This is a genomic window from Pseudomonas sp. 1 (genome assembly GCF_056626735.1).
Genome location: NZ_JBWXMQ010000009.1, coordinates 251,917 through 272,355, shown reverse-complemented (window position 1 = coordinate 272,355; position 20,439 = coordinate 251,917). Strand labels below are relative to the sequence as shown.

14 protein-coding genes are annotated in these 20,439 nt (G+C 61.0%); 7 read left to right on the top strand and 7 right to left on the bottom strand.

The window, feature by feature from the left end:
• Positions 1–61 precede the first annotated feature (61 nt).
• Entirely contained in the window at positions 62–928 is an 867-nt protein-coding gene (gene hexR, locus AC1MDC_RS16180) for a transcriptional regulator HexR (protein ID WP_007954250.1), read from the top strand.
• 239 nt (positions 929–1,167) lie between these two features.
• The gene (locus AC1MDC_RS16175; RefSeq protein ID WP_480393334.1) at positions 1,168–1,380 is read left to right on the top strand and encodes a PA3496 family putative envelope integrity protein; all 213 of its coding nucleotides are present in this window, start codon (positions 1,168–1,170) and stop codon (positions 1,378–1,380) included.
• Here the strand turns inward: AC1MDC_RS16175 and AC1MDC_RS16170 are convergent.
• Positions 1,322–2,284 carry a LysR family transcriptional regulator gene (locus AC1MDC_RS16170; RefSeq protein ID WP_085702280.1) on the bottom strand — a complete coding sequence of 321 codons (963 nt, stop codon included), beginning with the start codon at positions 2,282–2,284 and terminating at the stop codon, positions 1,322–1,324. The genes AC1MDC_RS16175 and AC1MDC_RS16170 overlap by 59 nt on opposite strands.
• Positions 2,285–2,474: 190 nt before the next feature.
• Between AC1MDC_RS16170 and AC1MDC_RS16165 the strand changes: the two genes are divergently transcribed.
• Entirely contained in the window at positions 2,475–3,890 is a 1,416-nt protein-coding gene (locus AC1MDC_RS16165) for an acetyl-CoA carboxylase biotin carboxylase subunit (protein ID WP_085696723.1), read from the top strand.
• Between the two features lie 11 nt (positions 3,891–3,901).
• Positions 3,902–5,710: a sodium-extruding oxaloacetate decarboxylase subunit alpha gene (oadA, locus tag AC1MDC_RS16160; RefSeq protein WP_085696724.1), complete on the top strand. Its 1,809-nt coding sequence runs from the start codon at positions 3,902–3,904 to the stop codon at positions 5,708–5,710.
• A 104-nt stretch (positions 5,711–5,814) separates the two neighbouring features.
• On the opposite strand, the gene AC1MDC_RS16155 is transcribed toward oadA, so the two are convergent.
• Both AC1MDC_RS16155 and AC1MDC_RS16150 read right to left on the bottom strand, forming a co-directional pair.
• Positions 5,815–6,858, bottom strand: coding sequence for an autotransporter outer membrane beta-barrel domain-containing protein (locus AC1MDC_RS16155; protein ID WP_480393333.1), 1,044 nt, complete (start codon positions 6,856–6,858; stop codon positions 5,815–5,817).
• A 596-nt stretch (positions 6,859–7,454) separates the two neighbouring features.
• Entirely contained in the window at positions 7,455–10,412 is a 2,958-nt protein-coding gene (locus tag AC1MDC_RS16150) for an autotransporter outer membrane beta-barrel domain-containing protein (RefSeq protein ID WP_480393332.1), read from the bottom strand.
• A gap of 241 nt (positions 10,413–10,653) precedes the next feature.
• On the opposite strand from AC1MDC_RS16150, the gene AC1MDC_RS16145 reads away from it, so the two are divergent.
• Both AC1MDC_RS16145 and AC1MDC_RS16140 read left to right on the top strand, forming a co-directional pair.
• Complete coding sequence (locus tag AC1MDC_RS16145; protein WP_085702387.1) at positions 10,654–12,006, top strand: HipA domain-containing protein; 1,353 nt, start codon at positions 10,654–10,656, stop codon at positions 12,004–12,006.
• Entirely contained in the window at positions 12,003–12,281 is a 279-nt protein-coding gene (locus tag AC1MDC_RS16140) for a helix-turn-helix domain-containing protein (protein ID WP_085702283.1), read from the top strand. Before AC1MDC_RS16145 ends, AC1MDC_RS16140 begins: the two co-directional genes overlap by 4 nt.
• Positions 12,282–12,311: 30 nt before the next feature.
• On the opposite strand, the gene AC1MDC_RS16135 is transcribed toward AC1MDC_RS16140, so the two are convergent.
• From AC1MDC_RS16135 to AC1MDC_RS16125, 3 genes are read right to left on the bottom strand one after another with little or no spacing between them, the layout of a single operon-like run.
• Entirely contained in the window at positions 12,312–12,983 is a 672-nt protein-coding gene (locus tag AC1MDC_RS16135) for a GNAT family N-acetyltransferase (RefSeq protein ID WP_085702284.1), read from the bottom strand.
• A gap of 12 nt (positions 12,984–12,995) precedes the next feature.
• Positions 12,996–13,442: a GNAT family N-acetyltransferase gene (locus AC1MDC_RS16130; protein WP_085702285.1), complete on the bottom strand. Its 447-nt coding sequence runs from the start codon at positions 13,440–13,442 to the stop codon at positions 12,996–12,998.
• Between the two features lie 10 nt (positions 13,443–13,452).
• Complete coding sequence (locus tag AC1MDC_RS16125; protein WP_085702286.1) at positions 13,453–14,076, bottom strand: FMN-binding negative transcriptional regulator; 624 nt, start codon at positions 14,074–14,076, stop codon at positions 13,453–13,455.
• A 92-nt stretch (positions 14,077–14,168) separates the two neighbouring features.
• Here AC1MDC_RS16125 and pdxR point away from each other — a divergent pair, with 92 nt between their 5' ends.
• A complete protein-coding gene (pdxR, locus tag AC1MDC_RS16120; protein ID WP_480393331.1) occupies positions 14,169–15,722 on the top strand; it encodes a MocR-like pyridoxine biosynthesis transcription factor PdxR in 1,554 nt (517 codons plus the stop codon).
• Here pdxR and AC1MDC_RS16115 read toward each other — a convergent pair whose 3' ends face one another.
• Positions 15,723–20,336, bottom strand: a complete 4,614-nt coding sequence (locus AC1MDC_RS16115) for a dermonecrotic toxin domain-containing protein (RefSeq protein WP_480393330.1) — start codon at positions 20,334–20,336, stop codon at positions 15,723–15,725. It lies immediately after the preceding gene.
• Between the last annotated feature and the right edge of the window lie 103 nt (positions 20,337–20,439).

Below are 20,439 nucleotides of genomic sequence, written 5' to 3'. Positions count from 1 at the left end.
AGCTTGCTACATCCCTGGCATCTGGCCACAGCACATCTTTCCATAACAAGAGTCCAGCCCCTTGAATCTGCTGCAACACATCGCCCAGTCACGTCACCTGTTACGCAAGTCGGAGCTCAAGGTCGCCGACCACGTGCTGCTTGACCCTGCGGCAGTGATGCACAGTTCCATGGCCGACCTGGCCCACAGCGTCGGCATCAGCGAGCCGACCATCGTGCGCTTCTGCCGGGCCATCGGCTGTTCCGGTTTCCAGGATCTGAAACTCAAGCTCGCGCAAAGCCTCGCGGCCGGCGCCAGCTTCGGTCAGTTCGCGATCCATGAAGACGACTCTGTCGCCGACTACAGCCTGAAGATTTTCGACACCACGTTGCACACGCTGATGGAGGTTCGCGAGAAGCTCGATCCTCTGGAGCTGCAACGGGCGGTGACGCTGATGTCCCAGGCCCAGCGTGTCGAGTTCTACGGCTTTGGTGCGTCAGGCGCGGTGGCGGCGGATGCGCAGCACAAGTTCTTCCGTCTGCTGCTGACGGCGGCGGCATATTCCGACCCGCACATGCAGGCAATGTCGGCGGTGACACTGAAGCCCACCGACGTGGCGATCTGCATTTCCCAGTCCGGCCGTTCCAAAGACCTGCTGATCACCGCCAACCTCGTTCGCGAGAGTGGTGCGTCGCTGATCACCTTGTGCCCGAGCCAGACACCGCTGGCCGAGCTGTCGACCGTCAACCTGGCGATCGATGTTCACGAAGACACCGAAATCTATACCCCTCTGACCTCGCGTATCGCTCATCTGGTGGTGATCGACGTACTGGCGATGGGCGTGGCCATGGCGCGCGGGCCGAGCCTGGTCAACCACCTCAAGAGCGTCAAGCGCAGTCTGCGCAGCCTGCGGCTGTCGCCAAAGTCGGTGAAAGCACTGGATGACTGACGTCATCGCAAGGTCGTTCCGACCTTGATCGCGAGCAAGCTCGCTCCCACATTTGATTTCGATATGACACAGAATTTTTGTACGTAAAACATCCCTTGTGGGAGCGAGCTTGCTCGCGATGGCGGCCTCAAAAACGCCATCGCCATTTGCAAGTTCATCGCACTGTCATCCCCCCGCAGCCAAATCGTCATCCACCGCGCCTATCGTGAAACTCCCGTACTCGCCTTGGGAGACTCGAAATGGCTCAGCCCTACGAAGAACGCAACAGCGCCGCGAAAACCCGCCGTCAGCAGGAAGACCAGCGCCGCATGGAATTTCGCCGCGCCATCGAAGATCGCTTCGAACTTCGCCAGCTTCAGAGCGAAATCAGCGATTTTCCCGAGGACATCGAACTCAACTACTGGCAGGTAGCGCCAGCAGCTTCCCGTCGAAGCGCTCAACCAGCGCGCTGATTTGCACCCGTTCGCTGCGGATAAACGCCAGGAAGGCGTGGGCCACCGGTGACAGCCGTTTGGCTTTGGCTTGCACCAGGCACCAACTGCGAAACAGCGGCAATTCTTCGACCGGAAGCTCCACCAGGCCGCCGGTCGCCAGCTCCAGGTTCAGGGCGTGGCGCGTCAACAGCGCCAGGCCCAGACCCGCCACCACGCATTCACGCTGGGCTTCGGCCGACGCCACTTCCTGGGTCTGGGTGAAGTGCACGCGCTTCTCCTTGAAATACTCTTCGCAGGCCAGTCGCGTACCCGAGCCGGGTTCGCGGATCAGCAAGGTGTAAGGTTCCAGATCCTGCAAGCGCAGCGGGCCCATGTGCGCCAGCGGATGATCCGGGCGTGCCACGGCGACGATCGGGTTGTTGAGGAACGGCAGAAATTCCAGGCCCATGTCCTGCGGCACCATCGACATGATCACCAGATCGTCGCGGTTGTCGGAGAGGCGGCGGATCACCTGGCCACGGTTGACCACCGTCAGTTGCAGGTTCACTTCCGGATGCTGGCGCTTGAACGCTGCGAACAGGTGCGGCACGAAGTATTTGGCGCTCGATTCCACCGCCAGTTTCAACTGGCCCTGCAGTGAGCCCTGCATGTCCGACAGCTGCATGTCGAGGTTTTCCAGTCGGCCGAATATGTCCCGGCTGGCACGCTGAAGTGCTTCGGCCGCTTCGGTCATGTAGAGTTTTTTGCCGACGTAATCGAACAATGGTTGGCCGATCAGCTCTTCAAGCTGACGAATCTGTAGGCTGACGGCCGGTTGTGTGAGCGACATTTCGTCGGCTGCGCGGCTGTAGGAGCGTAAATCACACACTTCGTTGAAGATCTGCAATTGACGCAATGTCATACGCATCAAGGACTTACGCATTTTCTACCGACTCTGGCCGTTGGCTGATGCGCTGACTATAAGTCTTTACTTATGCCTGACCCAATTTTTATTCATTTTTGTTAATCCCTTGGCAGCGCTAGTGTGGAGCCGAGACCAGATTGAAACATTTGGTCACGTGCCGACCTGGGTCTAGCAGGTCGTGGTGCCACCGGCTCAAGGGAACCTCCAAGTGATAACAAAGATCCTGATCGCCAACCGTGGTGAGATTGCCGTACGAATCGTGCGTGCCTGCGCCGAGATGGGCATCCGCTCGGTCGCGATCTATTCCGACGCCGACCGGCACGCCTTGCATGTGAAGCGTGCGGACGAGGCCCACAGCATTGGTGCCGAGCCGCTGGCCGGTTACCTGAACCCGCGCAAGCTGGTGAACCTGGCCGTGGAAACCGGCTGCGATGCGTTGCACCCCGGCTACGGTTTCCTCTCGGAAAACGCTGAGCTGGCAGACATCTGCGCCGAACGCGGCATCAAATTCATCGGTCCGGCGGCGGAAGTCATCCGCCGCATGGGCGACAAGACCGAAGCGCGCCGCAGCATGATCAAGGCTGGCGTGCCGGTCACGCCGGGCACCGAAGGCAACGTCTCGGGCATCGAGGAAGCGTTGAGCGAGGGCGACCGCATTGGTTACCCGGTGATGCTCAAGGCCACTTCCGGTGGTGGCGGGCGCGGTATCCGTCGCTGCAACAGCCGAGAAGAACTCGAACAGAACTTCCCTCGCGTCATTTCCGAAGCCACCAAGGCCTTCGGTTCGGCGGAAGTGTTCCTGGAAAAGTGCATCGTCAATCCCAAGCACATCGAAGCGCAGATCCTCGGCGACAGCTTCGGCAACGTCGTGCATCTGTTCGAACGTGACTGCTCGATCCAGCGCCGCAACCAGAAGCTGATCGAAATCGCCCCGAGCCCGCAGCTGACCCCGGAACAGCGCGCCTACATCGGCGACCTGTCGGTGCGCGCAGCCAAGGCCGTGGGTTACGAGAACGCCGGCACCGTGGAGTTCCTGCTCGCCGAGGGCGAGGTGTACTTCATGGAGATGAACACCCGGGTGCAGGTGGAACACACCATTACCGAAGAAATCACCGGGATCGACATCGTTCGCGAACAAATCCGCATCGCTTCCGGCCTGCCGCTGTCGGTGAAGCAGGAAGACATTCAGCATCGCGGTTTTGCCCTGCAGTTCCGGATCAACGCCGAGGACCCGAAAAACAACTTCCTGCCGAGCTTCGGCAAGATCACGCGCTACTACGCCCCCGGCGGTCCTGGCGTGCGCACCGACACGGCAATCTACACCGGCTACACCATCCCGCCGTTCTACGACTCGATGTGCCTGAAACTGGTGGTCTGGGCACTGACCTGGGAAGAGGCGATGGATCGTGGCCTGCGCGCCCTCGACGACATGCGTCTGCAAGGCGTGAAGACCACCGCCGCGTACTACCAGGAAATCCTGCGCAACCCGGAATTCCGTAGCGGCCAGTTCAATACCAGCTTCGTCGAAAGCCACCCTGAACTGACCAACTACTCGATCAAGCGCAAACCCGAAGAGCTGGCCCTGGCCATCGCCGCCGCCATCGCCGCCCACGCAGGCCTGTGAGGAATACAAGAATGAGCAAGAAAATCTTTGTCACCGATACCATCCTGCGCGACGCTCACCAATCGCTGCTCGCCACCCGCATGCGCACCGAAGACATGCTGCCGATCTGCGACAAGCTCGACAAGGTCGGCTACTGGTCGCTGGAATGCTGGGGCGGCGCGACCTTCGACGCCTGCGTGCGCTTCCTGAAAGAAGACCCGTGGGAGCGTCTGCGCCAGCTGCGTGCGGCGCTGCCCAACACTCGTCTTCAGATGCTTCTGCGCGGGCAGAACCTGCTGGGCTACCGCCACTACAGCGATGACGTGGTCAAGGCGTTCGTTGCCAAGGCCGCGGTCAACGGCATCGACGTGTTCCGCATCTTCGACGCGATGAACGACGTGCGTAACCTGCGCGTGGCGATCGAAGCGGTGAAAGCTGCCGGCAAGCACGCTCAGGGCACCATCGCCTACACCACCAGCCCGGTGCACACCATCGACGCGTTCGTCGCTCAGGCCAAGCAAATGGAAGCCATGGGTTGCGACTCGGTGGCGATCAAGGACATGGCCGGTCTGCTGACCCCGTATGCGACCGGTGAACTGGTGCGTGCACTGAAAGCCGAACAGTCGCTGCCAGTGTTCATCCACTCCCACGACACCGCCGGCCTGGCCGCGATGTGCCAACTCAAGGCCATTGAAAACGGTGCCGACCACATCGACACCGCGATCTCCAGCTTCGCTTCGGGCACCAGCCACCCTGGGACTGAATCGATGGTTGCTGCGCTCAAAGGAACCGAGTTCGATACCGGTCTGAACCTGGAGCTGCTGCAAGAGATCGGCCTGTACTTCTATGCCGTGCGCAAGAAGTACCACCAGTTCGAAAGCGAATTCACTGCCGTCGACACCCGCGTTCAAGTCAATCAGGTGCCGGGCGGGATGATTTCCAACCTGGCCAACCAATTGAAAGAGCAGGGCGCTCTGAACCGTATGGGCGAAGTGCTGGCAGAGATTCCGCGCGTGCGTGAAGACCTCGGCTTCCCGCCGCTGGTGACCCCGACTTCGCAGATCGTCGGCACCCAGGCGTTCTTCAACGTGCTGGCCGGCGAGCGCTACAAGACCATCACCAACGAGGTGAAGCTCTACCTGCAAGGCGGCTACGGCAAGGCGCCGGGCACCGTGAACGAGAAGCTGCGTCGCCAGGCCATCGGCAGCGAAGAGGTGATCGACGTACGTCCGGCCGATCTGCTCAAGCCGGAGATGACCAAGCTGCGCGCCGATATCGGCGCTCTGGCTACATCCGAAGAAGACGTGCTGACCTTCGCCATGTTTCCGGACATCGGCCGCAAGTTCCTCGAAGAGCGTGCCGCCGGCACCCTCACCCCGGAAGTGCTGCTGCCGATCCCGGAAGCGGGCAAGGTGGCTTCGGCCGGCGGCGAAGGTGTACCGACCGAGTTCGTCATCGACGTCCACGGCGAAACCTATCGCGTGGACATCACCGGTGTCGGCGTCAAGGCTGAAGGCAAGCGTCACTTCTACCTGTCCATCGACGGCATGCCGGAAGAGGTGGTGTTCGAACCGCTCAATGAATTCGTCGGCGGCGGCAGCAGCAAGCGCAAGCAGGCTTCGGCACCGGGCCATGTCAGCACCACCATGCCGGGCAATATCGTCGATGTGCTGGTCAAGGAAGGCGACACCGTCAAGGCGGGCCAGGCCGTGCTGATCACCGAAGCGATGAAGATGGAGACCGAAGTCCAGGCCGCGATTGCCGGCAAGGTCACCGCCATCCATGTTGCCAAGGGCGACCGGGTGAATCCGGGCGAAATTCTGATCGAGATCGAAGGCTGAGATAACGGCCTCGATACAACGCTTTAAACCTCGGGGGGGCATGTGCTCCCCTTTTTTTTGCTTTTCAGGCACTGCCGCAAGGTGCGGCAGCGCCTGACCGGAACTCAGAACGCCATTCGCCACTGGCCCGAAATGCCGTGGTTGCGGCTGTCGGTACCGATCTCACCCGACAAGCCAACACCGAGTGTGTGGTTGGACGAGACGGCCAGATCAAGACCGGTGTCGAGCGTCAGGCTGTTGCGATCCAGCTCTGCGCCGTAAACGGTGTAGTCATGGCCGCCGGTGACCAGACGTTGCCGGGTGCTGGTATAGGTCTCGCCGTACACGTGTTTCCACCCCGCGCTGAATCGTGGCGTGAGGCGCATGCCGTTATCCAGCGTGCTGACTTTCGCCATGCGCAGGCCGACGGTGGTGTTGAAGTTGCCTTGGGATTGAGCGTGAACCTTGAGCGCCGCCGCTCCGCCTTTCTCTGTGTAGCCGTCACGCTGGTAGCGTTGGTAGCCGAGGCCGACAAACGGTTCGATGCTGACGTTGGCCCTCCCCAGGTTGTATCCCGACTCGATGAACGCTTGTTGGGTACTGGCCTGGTAGTTGCCTTTGAGTCGGTCATGGAAGCGGCCGAACGCGACTTCGCGACGGGTGCTGCCTTCATGGTTGCTCCAGGCTGCGCCGAGCCGAAGTGATAGCGGGCCGGCCTGGCGCAAGGCGTAGGCACCGAGGTGCCAACTGTCGAGATCGCCGTCCAGCTCCTTGCTGTCGATGCGCGTGTCGGAGGTGCCGCCCATCAAGCCCAGGTGCCATGTTTCATCGAGGCGCCAGTCGGCGCCGAGCAGCAGCCCTTTGGTGGAGTGCTGCATCGGTTCAAATTCGCGATCGAGTTTCCCGCTGTGACCGATGGCTTGCAGCCACACCCTGCCGGTGTCTGCGTTGCCGGCCACATGGCGTGGTGAGTTTCCCGTCGAGTCGTGGGCATTGTCGAGTTGATGCATGGCCGACAGCAGGCTGGCGCTGACCGGCGTGACGCTGCTCAGGGTCGCATTGGCGAGTTTGGCATTGCTGCCGCCCGCCAGTTGAAAGTAGGCGAGGGTGGCCGTGTATTCGTCGGCAGCGAGCAGGGCGTCGATGGCTGCGTTGCCTGAAGTGGACACCTCTTTGGATTCGGGGGTTGCTGGCGCTTCGCTCAGAACGGGTTGTGCTGGAGGCGTTGGTTTTTCAATGCTTGCTTCAAGTGCACTGCCGCTCTTTGTAGTGGCGACTCTCTTGGCGTGGAGGTCATCGGCTGCATGAAGTGGCGCGGTTGGAGTCTCAGTGCTGGTAGGGAGGGCTTGCGGTGGTGGAGCAATCTTTTCCTCACTCACTGTTTCTGCCATGAGAAGCGGAGCAGGTTTCACCTTAGGAGGTGTGCGCGGGCTCCTGGTTTTCACCTCTTTCGCGACGGGCGCGTCCGGCTCCGGCTGCTCCGCTAGAGAAAATTCCACGCAACCGACTGCCAGCGCAACCGCCAGGACAAGATGTTGGAGCTTGTATTTGCATTGAATGGGCATTCAGTTCGTCTCATGTGAAAAGAGAACAAACTGTAAAAGTCGGTGCCAATGCGCCGATGCCGGGCAATTCCGAACCGTGTGCAGGTGATGGCGTCTGCGTTTGTAGCTCGGTCGTCGGCGGGAGGCGAGCCCGCCATGATTACCCAACCATCCAGACGCCTTTACCTACAACGCCCGCTGAAATCCGGATTGGCGAAATCTCAAAAACTCATCTGCCACTGCCCGACCAACCCGTGATTGCGACTGTTGTTGCCAATCTCGCCGCTGTAACCAAACCCCAGCGTATGCCGCGCCGAAACGCCCAGATCCAGCCCCGCTTCCAGCACCAGACTGTCCCGATCCAGCGAGCTGCCATCGACGCTGAACGCCGTGCCGCCGACGACGAATGCCTGGCGGGTCGAGCTGCTGACATCGCCGTAGGTGTGCTTCCAGCCGGCGGCCATCCGTGGGGTCAGGCTCATGCCATTGTCCAGCGAGCTGAGGTGCGCCAGGCGAACGCCGAAGGTGCTGCTGAAGTTGTCCTGGGTTTGGCTGTCGACCTGCAAGGCCGCCGCGCCGCCCTTTTCCTGATAGCGGTCGCGGTGATAGCGCTGGTAGCCGAGGCTGGCGAACGGTTCGGCGCTGAGGCGGCCGCTGCCCATGGCGTAGCCGAGTTCGGCGAAGGCTTGCTGGCTGTCGGCGTCGTAATCACCTTTGGGACGATCACTGAAACCATTGAACGCGATGGTGCGTTTGCTTTCGCCCTGATGGCCGCTGTATGCCGCGCCCAGGCGCAGGGCCAGCGGGCCGTTTTGATGCAGCGCATAAACGCCGGCGTGCCAGCTCTCGACATTGCCGTCGACACCGGTGGCGTCCAGGTCGGTCTTCGAGTAACCGCCGAGCACGCCCAGTCGCCATTGTGGATTCAATGCCCAGTCGGCACCAAGCACGCTGCCCTTGGTGCGTTGTTCCAGACCGCTGCTGCCGTGCTCGCCATCGAGCTTGCCGTAGCCGCCGATGGCCTGCAGCCAGAACCGGCCCCGGGCGTTCGGATCATTCAGGTTGCGTGCTTCGGACGGTACGCCGTTGGCGGCAAGGATCGGGGTGTCGCGCTGATCGAGGCCGACCATCAAGCCGGGACTGCCGCCCATCTGCTGCATCGCCGAGAGCATGCTGCTGCCGATCTGGCTGCTGGCGCCGAGGGTGGCGCTGGTCAGATTGGCGTTGCTGGCGCCGGCCAGTTGCTCGATGGCCGCGCCCGCGGTGGATTGGGTGGTGTTGAGCAAGGCGTTGTACAGCGCGTTGTTCTTGCTCATTGAGGCCAGGCTGTTGGCGGCGTTGCTGGCGTTGCCGGTGGCGGCGAATTCATTGAACGCCACGTCATTGCGGGTGTAGGTCAGATCGACCTGAGTCGGCGTGTAAGCGAGGGTTGGCGTGAGGAACGCGTAGTCGCTGGTGACCGCGCCGAACGTGCCGTTGACCCGCGCAGCCTGCAGCACCGTGTAGTGGCTCTGCCACGGATAGGTGCCGCTGCCGGGATTGACCGCCAGCGTCGCGCCGTTGAGGTTGGCCGTGCCGCCGACCTGGACCGGTGCGCTGTTGCCATCGGCGTTGACGCCGTAGGCGAGGGTCGAGGCGCTGCCCATGTTCAAGTCGTGCACGACGGTCGCGGTACCGAGGCGGGTGTCGGTGCGCAACGTGCCATTCAGGTTGAGGTTGCCCAGCGACCCGCCGCCGGCATACACGCCACCGGCGTCCACGGTCAGATTGCCGGCGATACCGCCCTGGTTGATCAGTGTGGCGCCGTTGCGCACGGCACCGCCGTCGCTGAAGTCGCCGCTGCCGGTGAGTGTCCAGACGCCTTGTTTGACCTCCAGCCATTCAAAGTTGCGGCTGGCACCGAAGCTGCCGCCCGCCGCATCGTCCATCACTACGCGGTCATAACCGCTGCCACCATCGACCATGCCGACAAAGCGGCTGCCGCTGCGCAGGGTCAGATTGTCGTTACCGCCACCCAGGTCCAGTGCCAGGCCATTGCTGCCGCTGAAGGTGCCGCCGTTGATCACGTTGTCGGCGAACTCACCGACTAACTTCACGCCGAAACCGTCGAGGCCTTGAATGGTGCCGTAGTTTTCCAGCGTGGTGGCCGCCAGCCCTGAACCGCCGCTGCCGTCGTCCACCAGAATGGCGCTGTTGGCGCCGCTGATCAGGGCGCCCTTGGCGTTGAGGATATAACCGCCGCCCAGCGCGATGCCTTCACTGCCATTGGCAAAACCGCCCTTGTCCACACCGCCGGCGCCGACGCCCTGGATCGTGCCGTAGTTTTCGATGTGGGCGATCTTGTCGATGTCCACGCCGTCGCCGTCGCCATTGGGTTGCAACCCGGAATACGCGCCGGTGATGGTGCCGTGGTTGATCACCGTGCCGTCGCCATCGGAGCCGAAACCGGAGCCATTGCGCCCGGTGATCTGCCCGTAGTTGACCAGCGTCGCCCCCAGGTCAGTGGTGATGCCGTGCCGGCCACCGGAAATCACGCCGTAGTTGGTCACGCTGACGCCGGTCGCGGTGTCGACATCGATGCCGTCGAACTTCTGGTCGGCGTTGCGCGAGTCTCCGGTCGAGATCTCGCCGTAGTTGCTGATGGTGGCATTGGCGCCGGTCTTCATGCCGTCGCTGGCGTCGCCACGAATCAGTCCGCCCGCACGGTTGATGATCGTGGTTTTCACCCCGTCACTGCGCAACGCATCAAGATCCAGGCCCTGGCCGGTGCTTGAGCGAATGGTGCCGCTGTTGTCGATCAACAGGCTGCCGCTGATGAAGTTGCTGTCGATGCGAATCGCATCATTGGAGCCGAGAATCTGCCCGCCGCTGCGGTTATGGATCGCGTAATTGCGTGCCTGGGTCAGATCGCCGCTGCTGTCGATGGCCCGGCCGCCGGTGGAGATGATCTTGCCGGCGTTATCGATGATCACGCCGACACCGCTGGTGCTGTCCTTGAGGCTTACGGCCTTGCCGCTGTTGGTGATGCTGCCCGGCGCCGAAATCGTCAGCGTGTCGCTGCCGCCCAATGTCTGCGACGCGGTGGTGGCGGTGTCGATCTGCACGGTCTTGCCGTGGGCGGCGCTGGTGGCGATCAACAGGGCGATGGCAAGCGACAGGCGCTGAGGCGGGAGCGGCATGGGGAGAACGTCCTTTTAGTTATAAGTGAGGGCGTTCTGTATAGCGGAGGGTTTTTACAGAATGATGTCCGTGGCGGACTCAGCGGCATCTGCATTATTTTGCGTTTATTTGGAGGTTTAAATCCTGCATCTGCACTTTACTGCAGATCACTGAGTGTCTCGATCTTCTGAGATGCACTATATTGCATTTTTAGTTAACCAAACGACCGCAGCAATGCATTTAATTGCAGATGAGAGCCGCATGCACAACCTGACATTGCAAATATTCGACGCCGGCAAATGGCACGACGCGATGGTGTTGAGTTTCGACTCGCCCGAGAAAGGCTTCGAAAGCCGTTGCAGCTTTGGTTACGAGTCGGCGTATCTGGTCGAAAACATTGAGTTTATTGGCTCTCCATTTTCCAAAGCCGTGAGTGCGTTGTATCCCCTGGATTGGGAGGGTCGGCGATCCATCACGCCTGCATTCGTGCATGACATTGCACCGGCAGGCGCCGCTAGAAGGTTTCTCCTCGCACGTATGGGGCAGGAGAAACCTGCAGACATCAGTGCTGACCTTTATCTGCTCGGACGCTGCACTCCGGCTCCGATCGGCAACATGCGGATAAAAGAATCAGCCGAGACTGTCGACGAGCGCAAACCCATCGGGTTTCAACGCCAGGATGTCATCAGCCGTGACTACCGGTTTCTTGAATACGCGTATGAAATGGGAGCTGCGATTGGTGGTGCGACAGGGGCTGGAGGCGAAGCGCCCAAGATTCTTCTGGCTGAAGATCGTGCCGGACTTCTTTACCCCGATGCTGTGCTGGACGATGAAAACGTCCGTCAGCACTGGTTTGTGAAGTTTGCCCGGAATAAAGGCAGTCAAACCGATCAAGACATCCTGCGCAGCGAATACCACTACTATCAGGCGCTTCAGGCGCTTGGTATCGAAACCGTCGCTGCGGAAGGTCTGGCGTTAGAGGAAGCGAACAAACCCAGCTTGTGGATGCGGCGTTTTGATCGCCAAGTGACTGAGCGAGGTGTAGAGCGTTTTGCCGTGGAGTCGATCTACTCGCTGGCCGAGGTGACGACGCCGGGGAGCGCTATGAATCATATGGATGTCATTCGCATGCTTGCCAGGCTTTGGCGGGAAGCGGGGCAAGCGCACGAGATTCCGGCACTTGTCGCAGACTATTTGCGTCGGGACCTGATCAACAAGATTCTTGGCAACTCGGATAACCACGGTCGCAACACCGCAATCATTCGTGACGCCGACTCGTACCGTTTGGCCCCCATTTATGACTTGGCCCCCATGGTCATGGATGACGAAGGTGTGACTCGCACGACCAAATGGCCAAAAGAGCTGGAGAGGGCGGGAGATGTCGATTGGCGGGGTGTTTGCCGCGCATTGGCGGATATTTCCGATCCGGATGACCCATTGGCAGCGATGTCCGATGCACCGGAATCTTTCGAGCGGTTGCGTGAAGATGCGCAGTGCCTGGCCGAGTTGCCGGACATATTGAACGCGGGTGGTTTGCCTGAGCGGACAATGAATCATCCGGGCGTCCACCTGAAAAACCTGGAGCAACGTTTGAAAGAGTGGGATTTGAAATGAGCATGACCGTTGCCGAACGCACTGTGCTCATCGAAAGCATCCAGGAAGCGCTGGCTGAAGGAACCGTAGAAATCGGTGAGGCCGTTCGCCGTTTGCGCGTTGAGGTCACCGGGCTGCATCAGACCCAGTTCGCGAAGATGTGCAAAATTTCGGTACGTACGCTGGTGCACATCGAACACGGCGAGGGCAATCAGACGCTCAAATCGCTGAACGCCGTGTTTCGACCGTTCGGGCTGAAGATGGGGGTGGTGCGGGTTCGACGCGATAACAGCTGAACCCGCAACACACTTAATCTCTATTGAGCTTTAAGCGCGGCACTCAACCAACCCCTTCACCTGCCCCTCGGCCGTCTGATTCTCATCGCTCAACCAGCGCTCGAACCCTGCCGCAATCGCCGGCCATTCCGAGTCCAGAATCGAGTACCACGCGGTATCGCGGTTCTGGCCCTTGACCACCATGTGCTGGCGGAACACGCCTTCGAAGCTGAAGCCCAGGCGCTCGGCCGCGTATTTGGAGCGGGCGTTGCCGTTGTTGCATTTCCATTCAAGACGACGGTAGCCGAGGGCGAAGGATTCCTTGGCCAGCAGGTAGACCGCCTCGGTGCTTTTCGGCGAACGCTGCATCGGGGCGCCGAAGGTGACGTGGCCGATTTCGATGCGGCCCTGGGCCGGGACGATCGACATCAGGCTGAGGATGCCTTGCACCTGGCCGCTGGCGCGGTCGATGACGCTGAAGAAATACGGATCGCTGTGGGCGGCGTGATTATTCAGCCAGTCGTTGAAGGCGCTGCGCTCCGGAAACGGGCCGTAGGGCAAATAATCCCAGAGTTTCGGATCGGCGCCGGGGCCTTGCAGAGCGTTGAACAGGTCGTCGCCGTGGCGCGCCGGGTCGAGTTTTTCCAGGCGGATGAAGCGGCCTTCGATCAGGGTGGTGGAGGGCGGCGGCACGCCTTTCCAGTCAGCGAGAGAAATCGTCATGCACGTGGCTCCTTAAATGGCTTTGCGAAACTGGATGAAGCCCGGGCGCTCGGCGATGCGCTCGTAGAGCTGGATCGCGGTGGCGTTGGTTTCATGGGTCAGCCAGTGCACCTTGCAGCAACCGTCGGCCCTGGCGGTGGCGTAGACGTGTTCGATCAGCAGGCGGCCGACGCCGGTGCCACGGGTTTGCGGCTCCACCAGCAGGTCTTGCAGGTAGCAGGAGTTTTCGATGCTCCAGTTCGAACGATGGTAGATGAAGTGCACCATGCCCACCGCTTTGCCGTCGGCCCAGGCGAGGGCGGCGTGGGTCGGTTCGTTCGGGTCGAGAAAACGCTGCCAGGTGCTTTGGCTGACGGTGTCCGGCAGCTCGGTGTTGTAGAAGCGCAGGTAGGCCTGCCACAGCGGCAGCCAGGCCGCGTGATCGGCAGCACTGACCGGACGGATGTCGATCTGACTCATGGTGATTTCCTTAACGCATCAAGTGAGCGAGGGTTTGATCGTTGATGTCGGGGCTGGCAGCCAGGCCTTCGCGCACGCCGGCGATATCTTCGGCGCTGCGGTTCTGGCTGAGCTTGCGCTTGCCTTCGAGGCGCTCGATCGGAATGGCGAACCCGACGATGGCCTTGAGCATGCCGTCGATGTAATCGGCCGGGGCATCGTCGACCGACCACGGTTGGGCGCGGCCCGCTTCATGGCGATCGGTGAGGGTGCTGACGATGTCCAGCAGCCGACCGCCATCGCTGAAGGTTTCGGCGTGACCGTAGGCGTGCACGGCGACGTAGTTCCAGGTCGGCACGACTTTGCCGTGCTCGGCCTTGCTCGGGTAAAAGCCCGGGCTGACGTAGGCATCGGCACCGGGAAAAATCAGCATGGCCTCGGCGCCGTCACGCAGGTCTTTCCACTGCGGATTGGCCTTGGCCAGATGCCCGTACAGCGTGCCGTTCGGACCTTGCTCGCGATGCAGCAGCACCGGCACATGACTGGCCTGCAAGCCTTGTTCGCCGTGGGTCACCAGGATGGCGAGGCGGGTGGCGAGGATCAATTCGTGCAGTTGGGACAAGTCATCGATGGCAAAGGCGCGGGGCGTGTACATGGAGAAAATTTCCTTGGCGAATGCCTGCATCGTAGGCAGGCTATTGGTCTGTTGTAAGAGCCATTCATGACCAATTTCATAGGTCCATTTTCATGCCCGATTCGCCCACTCTGTCGCTGCCGTTCAACCCCGCCGGTGTCGAACTCGACCGCCGCAAAGGCCTGAGCCGTCAGCTCTACCAGGCCTTGCGCATGCGGGTGCTGGACGGGCGCCTGGCCAGCGGCACGCGCCTGCCTGCCAGCCGCGATCTGGCGACAGCGTTGGGGATTTCCCGAAACAGCGTGGTGCGCGCTTACGATCAGCTGTATGCCGAAGGTTTTATCGAAGGCCGTGTCGGGGACGGCACTTATGTGGCGCAGTTGCCGCAATCGGTGACACCGGCACGAAAATTATCCACAAAAGTATCCACAGGGTTTTCAACAACCTTACCCACAGCCTTATCCACAATTTCGCTCAATTCCACTGGTAATTTATCCAGCAAAGTTATCCACAGCTGTGCGTTGCAGCGGCTTGAGCGCAACCATTTGCCGACGCCACCCAGTGGTCCGCCACGAGCATTCCGGGTCGGTGTTCCGGCCTTCGATCTGTTTCCGTTCGACGTCTGGGCCAAGCTGAACGCGGCCTTCTGGCGCAAACCCGATTTGCAGCAACTGTGTTACGGCGACCCGGCGGGCGATGCGCGCCTGCGCGGTCTGATCGCCGCTTATTTGCGCAGTTCGCGCGGCATGCAGTGTTCCGCTGAGCAAATTGTGATCACCAGTGGCGCACAACAGGGAATCAGCCTTTGTGCACAGTTGCTGGTTGAACCGGGCGCCGGAGTGGGCATCGAGAATCCCGGCTATCGCGCAGCGGGTCATGCCTTCGCGCTGGCCGGTGGTCGGCTGCATGGCATTGCCGTGGACGAAGAGGGCATCGACTGCGCGGCACTGGCGGCTGCCGAAGATTGCCGGGTGGCGTATGTCACGCCGTCTCATCAGTACCCGACCGGGGTAGTGATGAGCCTGGCGCGACGTCTGGAACTGCTGGACTGGGCCGAGCGCACCGGGGGCTGGATCGTCGAGGACGACTACGACGGCGAATATCGCTACACCGGCGCGCCCTTGGCCCCGCTGGCTGCGCTCGACCGCCAGGGTCGTGTGTTGTACGTCGGCACCTTCGGCAAAGTCGCGTTCCCGGCGCTGCGTCTGGGTTATCTGGTGCTGCCTCCGGGGTTGGTGAAAGCGTTTGCGCAACGACGTGCGGTGGATGTCCGGCATTCTGAAGTCAGCACCCAGGCGGTGATGGCCGAGTTCATGGCGGCCGGGCACTTCCAGCGGCACATCCGGCGGATGCGTCGCGCGGCTGTGAATCGGCGCAATGCCCTGATCAACGGCTGGCCTCGAGGCCTGGCGGGCGTCGGCGAATTGCCGGCTGTGTCGGCCGGACTGCATCTCACGGTGGCAGTCGACAGCGTGGCCCGTGAGCAGCAGTTGATAGAGCAAGCCGCCAGTGTGGAGGTGGAAGTCCAGGGCCTGAGCAAGTATTGGCTGCCGGATTCGGTGACGCCGCTCGATCAGCGGGCCGGTCTGGTGCTGGGCTTTGCGGCGGTGCCGGAGCCGGCAATCGAGTCGGCTCTGGCCCGCCTGCGCTCTGTCTGGTGTGAATAGTTATCGGGTGCCCGCCGGCTGTGGCTTGAGGAACAGGTCACGCACCGTCGGGTCGACGATGCGGCGCATTGCATTGTCGACGGCATCGAAGGTGCTCAATGTCTGACGGGTCTTTTCATCGAGGGTCTGCAGATAGGCATCGGCGAATTTCAGGTGGGCGATGGTGTACTGGGCATCCGCGTCACTCTTTCGTTCGTAGTGGAAATGCGCCACCCACATCGGTCGTCCTCCTTTGGCCTTGTCGAGAATCCGGTATTCCTGAAAGTAATCACCCCGCTGTCGGGTTCGGATGCGACCGCGTTCGTCCTTGACGACGTCGACCTGACCGTTGTCGTACAGCCAGTGGAAATAGGTTTCCCGGGGCTTGCGCTGCTTGAGCATCTCCCCGTAGACGGCGTTGCCTTCGGTGCGTGTGATGGTCGCGCCGGCACGCAGATCCGGACTGAGAGCGGCAACCGGCCAGGAATCCAGTTTGGCTGCGCGCCTTTTGGCAAATACCGTGTCCACGTCATTGGCCGCCTGTTCCAGGCGTGCGGCCTGCTGGTCGAACATGTCTCTGATATCAGCGGGAATGCGCCCCGGACGCCGGGCACTTTCGCGAGTCCTCGTGATGAAGTCGTTGATGTCATAGCTCAGCTCCTGCGCTTTGTTGATCAGGTCACTGTCCTCGACTGACTGTGCCGGTTTCGGTGGTCGAGCGGAAATTTTCACGAACGGTGATTCTTCGTCCGACTGGGTCGTACCGGGCAAGCGGGCCTGTTCGGCGGTATTCTGGCGCGGACGGGTTTTGCTGACTTTGACCTTCGGTTGCGAAGTCGAGGGCTGCGGATCCTGTCTGGCGGGTGTCGCGACGGGCTCGACTTGAGGCTCGGGGACTTCGGCGATCAGGCGCTCGCGGGCCAGCTCGCGGAACTCGCCGATCAGTTCGCGAATCCTGTCGATCCTGGCCTGGATGAACTGTGCAGGGTGTTTGGCGGGCAACTGTTCCATCTGATCGTCGAGACTGGAGAGAAGGTCATTCCAGTGTGAAAACTGCTCGATACGCGCGGCTTTTCCGTCCGCAGTGGCGGTTGTGCGTGAAAGTCCGAGCAGCTCGTGAGCGGCGTCTGCAGCCTTGACGGTGATGATGCCGATGTCCTGCCGGGCGGCGTCCATTTCCGGTCCGGGATGTTCGACGACGCAGCGTTCAAAGGACATGCCGATTTCGTTGGCCTTCAGATCAAGTTCGCCGTAAGCGGGCATCAACCGTTTCAAGTCTGCGGCCAGTTTTGCGCTTTTGCCGGAATGCTTGACCAGTACAAGCAGAGAGCGATTCAGCGTCTGAAGGGTGGCGATCATTTCGTCACTGAGTGCTGTGGCTCGGGTCGCGATGTCGATCTGTTCACTGCGTGACAGGGGAGAACTGTTGTCAAAGCTGTCCGCGATCCTTTTGGACGTCATCGCATACAGGCGTATCTTCACCCGCAGCCATGAACCCAGGCAGCGATGCTGCTCGGCGGTCATGCGCATCAGTTGTGCCTGGTAGAAAACACCGCCGCCACCGTTCTGGTGCCAGGTCGCGAGCTGTTCCAGCGCCTGGGTGTAGCCCGTCCCATTCGTCATGGCCAGGTCCAGGTAACGTGGCGCAGCGCGCGAATAGGTGGCTTCGCTGTTGTCATTGGGCAAGGCGAGCAATTCGGTCAGCATGTCGCGCTTGTTTGCCGGTTCACGTGAGAAGAACAGTTGCAGGGCTTGCCACGCGGCGTCCTTCTCTTGTTCCTTGGCGCGCCGTAGCGCGTCGAGGCGACCGGTCGGACCGCCCCCACGCAAGCGCAGTTTCGGGTCCCAGTGCCATTGTCCGGATTTGTCGTCATATTTCAGGGGCATGCCGGTGCGTAGCGGGTCGTGCGGATGAATGATGTACACCGGCTCGTCCTTGCGGGCACTGACTTGAAACCAGCGGCTGCCGACCTGGGCATAGGTCTTGTCCGCGACCGTATAGAGGTGGTTGGTCGATGACACCTGTTTGTCGTGCAGGTCAGGGGCCTCGACCTTGAAACTGTCGAGCATCGCAGTGAAGCGCTCGCTGGAGTCCGGTCGCGGGAGGAGCGCAGGTTCCAGCAGTGTGAGATGGCCGGCGGGGATGTCTCCGGTGAGGGTGACAGGATCGTGGGTGACAGCCTTCGGGGCAGGTGACAACTCCGTTGGCTGGTTTTCGAAAGGTTCTTCGGCTTCCCGCAAGGTTTGCGGCGTTTCATGGGTCGCGCTCAATTGCGGATTCAGCGAGCGGTTGCGCCGTGCGACGACCCGGTGGGTCAACAGAATGCCGAGTGTCATCAGAATGTCGGCAGTCGATTGCCAGGTCATCAGGTCATCGCCGCGTTCATGGGCATCGATGGCTTGCTGAATCTGTTCGATGGTCTGCCAGACCCATACGGCGGCACCTGCCGCTCCGCTCATGAAATTGGAGGCGATACTGAAGATCGCCCAGCCGCTTTCGGCCAGCAATGCCCAGCGCCGCTCGCTGTTGGACACTGATTGGCGGTCGGCGAGTTCGATCAATGCCCGACTATTGGCTGCATGCAAGGTGCCCAGAATGTCTCCCGTCAGAGGCTGGTTCGCCAGTTTGATGGGGCCGGTCAGGTCCAGATGCATGAAGGGTTCGAACACCAGTTGGGTCACCGTCCACGGGGAAGGGAGCCCTGTTGCAAAAACATACTGCGAGTATTCGAAACTCAACGAAGGCGAGCCGAGCCAGGCCAGTACGGAACTGCGCAATTCTCCGGGCTGGTACAGCGCGTACATCAGATTTTGCAGGGATGCGAACTGCATCAGTGGCATGTCCGTCATCGGTCGATACAACAGGCAAGGCCCCTGGCGATGATCGCGGGGGGCAATGATGAACATGTTGGTCACGGTGTCTGACTGACCGCTCAGGCGGCGAACGGGGGTAAACGCCAGTGGGCGGATGGTCACCGGATGCTCCTGTGACGGTTGATCGCCTGTGATGGCGTCCATCAACTGACGGATGCAGGCGTGACCCCGTTCATCGACGCCACCCAGATGTCGGAGTTTGCATTCCAGCGCCAGCAACGGCAGGAGAATGGGCAGTTGGCGCGTGTAGCGAGTCTTCTGTTCGGCAGCACGGATCGGGTCGTCGATAAGGTTGCGTTTGATCAGTTTCGGGTAGTGGAGGCCAATGTCGACCTGTTCTGCCAGGGCACTCAGGTAATCGACCGTCAGCCACGCCGGTAAAGTCCTGCCATCGTCGAAGTCGATGCTTGCCTGATACGGCGGGGTGTTTTGCAAGGCGAATTCACCCAGCGTCTCGCGAACCCGACTCAAGGGATTGGCGAGGGTGAAGCCAGCCGTTTCCACGCTGTCGGTCACGGTGATTCGCAAGCGGTCCAGCGGCAGGTCGGCGGCCCCCTCCGCGCGGGTATCGGCCAGTATTGCCTCCTGCATTTTTTGCTCGGCGTAGGGTTTGATTGCAGGAAGGTCATCGACCTTGAACGCGCCGTCCGCAGCCTTCTGACGCAACGCGCCGAGGTCGACCAGGTAGCGGCTGTAGGTTTGCAGGTCCGTCGCCGACGCCGCTTTCAACCAGTCTGGAATGGCCTTTTCCAACTGGTTGATCCGGTTTCGTTCCGGCGGGCTGAGTCGGTTGGTGTTCTGTGAGCCAGCCATGACCCGGTTGTCGAGGTGCTGACTGGCGGGATCCATTGCCGCGATGGCGACCAATTGATTGGCAACGAGTGCCTGGGCAACAGCGTCGAAGATATTGCCGTCGGGTTCGATCAGGCGCCACTGCAGCGGTGGTTGTGGGTGTTCGGGATCGATACGTTCCGGCAGGGAGTCTCCCAGTTGTTCCAGTGAATCGAACGATTCATAGCCGTCGTCAATGGTGTGCAGCAGAATTCGCTGCCGTTTGCCGAGGGTTGCCGTGATGACCAGGGCGCCGGCGACAAGCGCATGCGTGACGGTGCTGCCATCGACCTGGTCGATGTCCATGATGCAGGCTCGCAGTCCGGTGAAATGATCGCTGGCGGTCGGGCGTTCGGCTTTGTCCGGGTACTGCGCGACAAAGCGCGCCAGCAGGCACGCGTCGCTATCCCAGCCACTGGCGGTCTGAACATCGACAGCCGAGCGCAGTTGGTCGGACAGTGCTCGCCAACGGGGCTGGTCCTGTTCGGTTTCATTCCAGTAATCCAGCTGGCGCTGCTGAAATGCGACGAACAGCAGAGGGGCATGTTCGTTCATCAATAAGGTGAGCTCATCCATGCTCACCGCCAGATGGAGCGGTGGATTGGAGAGGGGCATGCCTGTCAGGAAGTGTTCACCTTCGATGAACTCGGCGGTGGTCTTGTGCAGGCTTTGTTGTATCAGGACGTGGGTCAGCGTTTCGAAGTTGCAGGCTTCGACGGTCATCTGCGGCGCATCCATGTTGCGTACCGGTGTGGCGAGCAGGGTGTTATCCGGATCGAGGTGTTGGTCGGGGTAGCGTTCGCTCAATACTGTACGCAACAGTGTCGAGGCGATCTGATGCAGCGAATAGCCTTGACTGGCCATTTCGACCAGTCGGCTCTGTTTCAGCAAGGGAGGGGACACGTCGTGTGTCACTGCAGGTGTATTCACGGGCCTGTTCCATGGGTGAAGAAGGTAGCGGGATTGCTACTTCGATTCCGGTCCACGGTAAGCCGGGTTTTTGCCTATGCGGTGGTAGATAGATAAGGGCGCC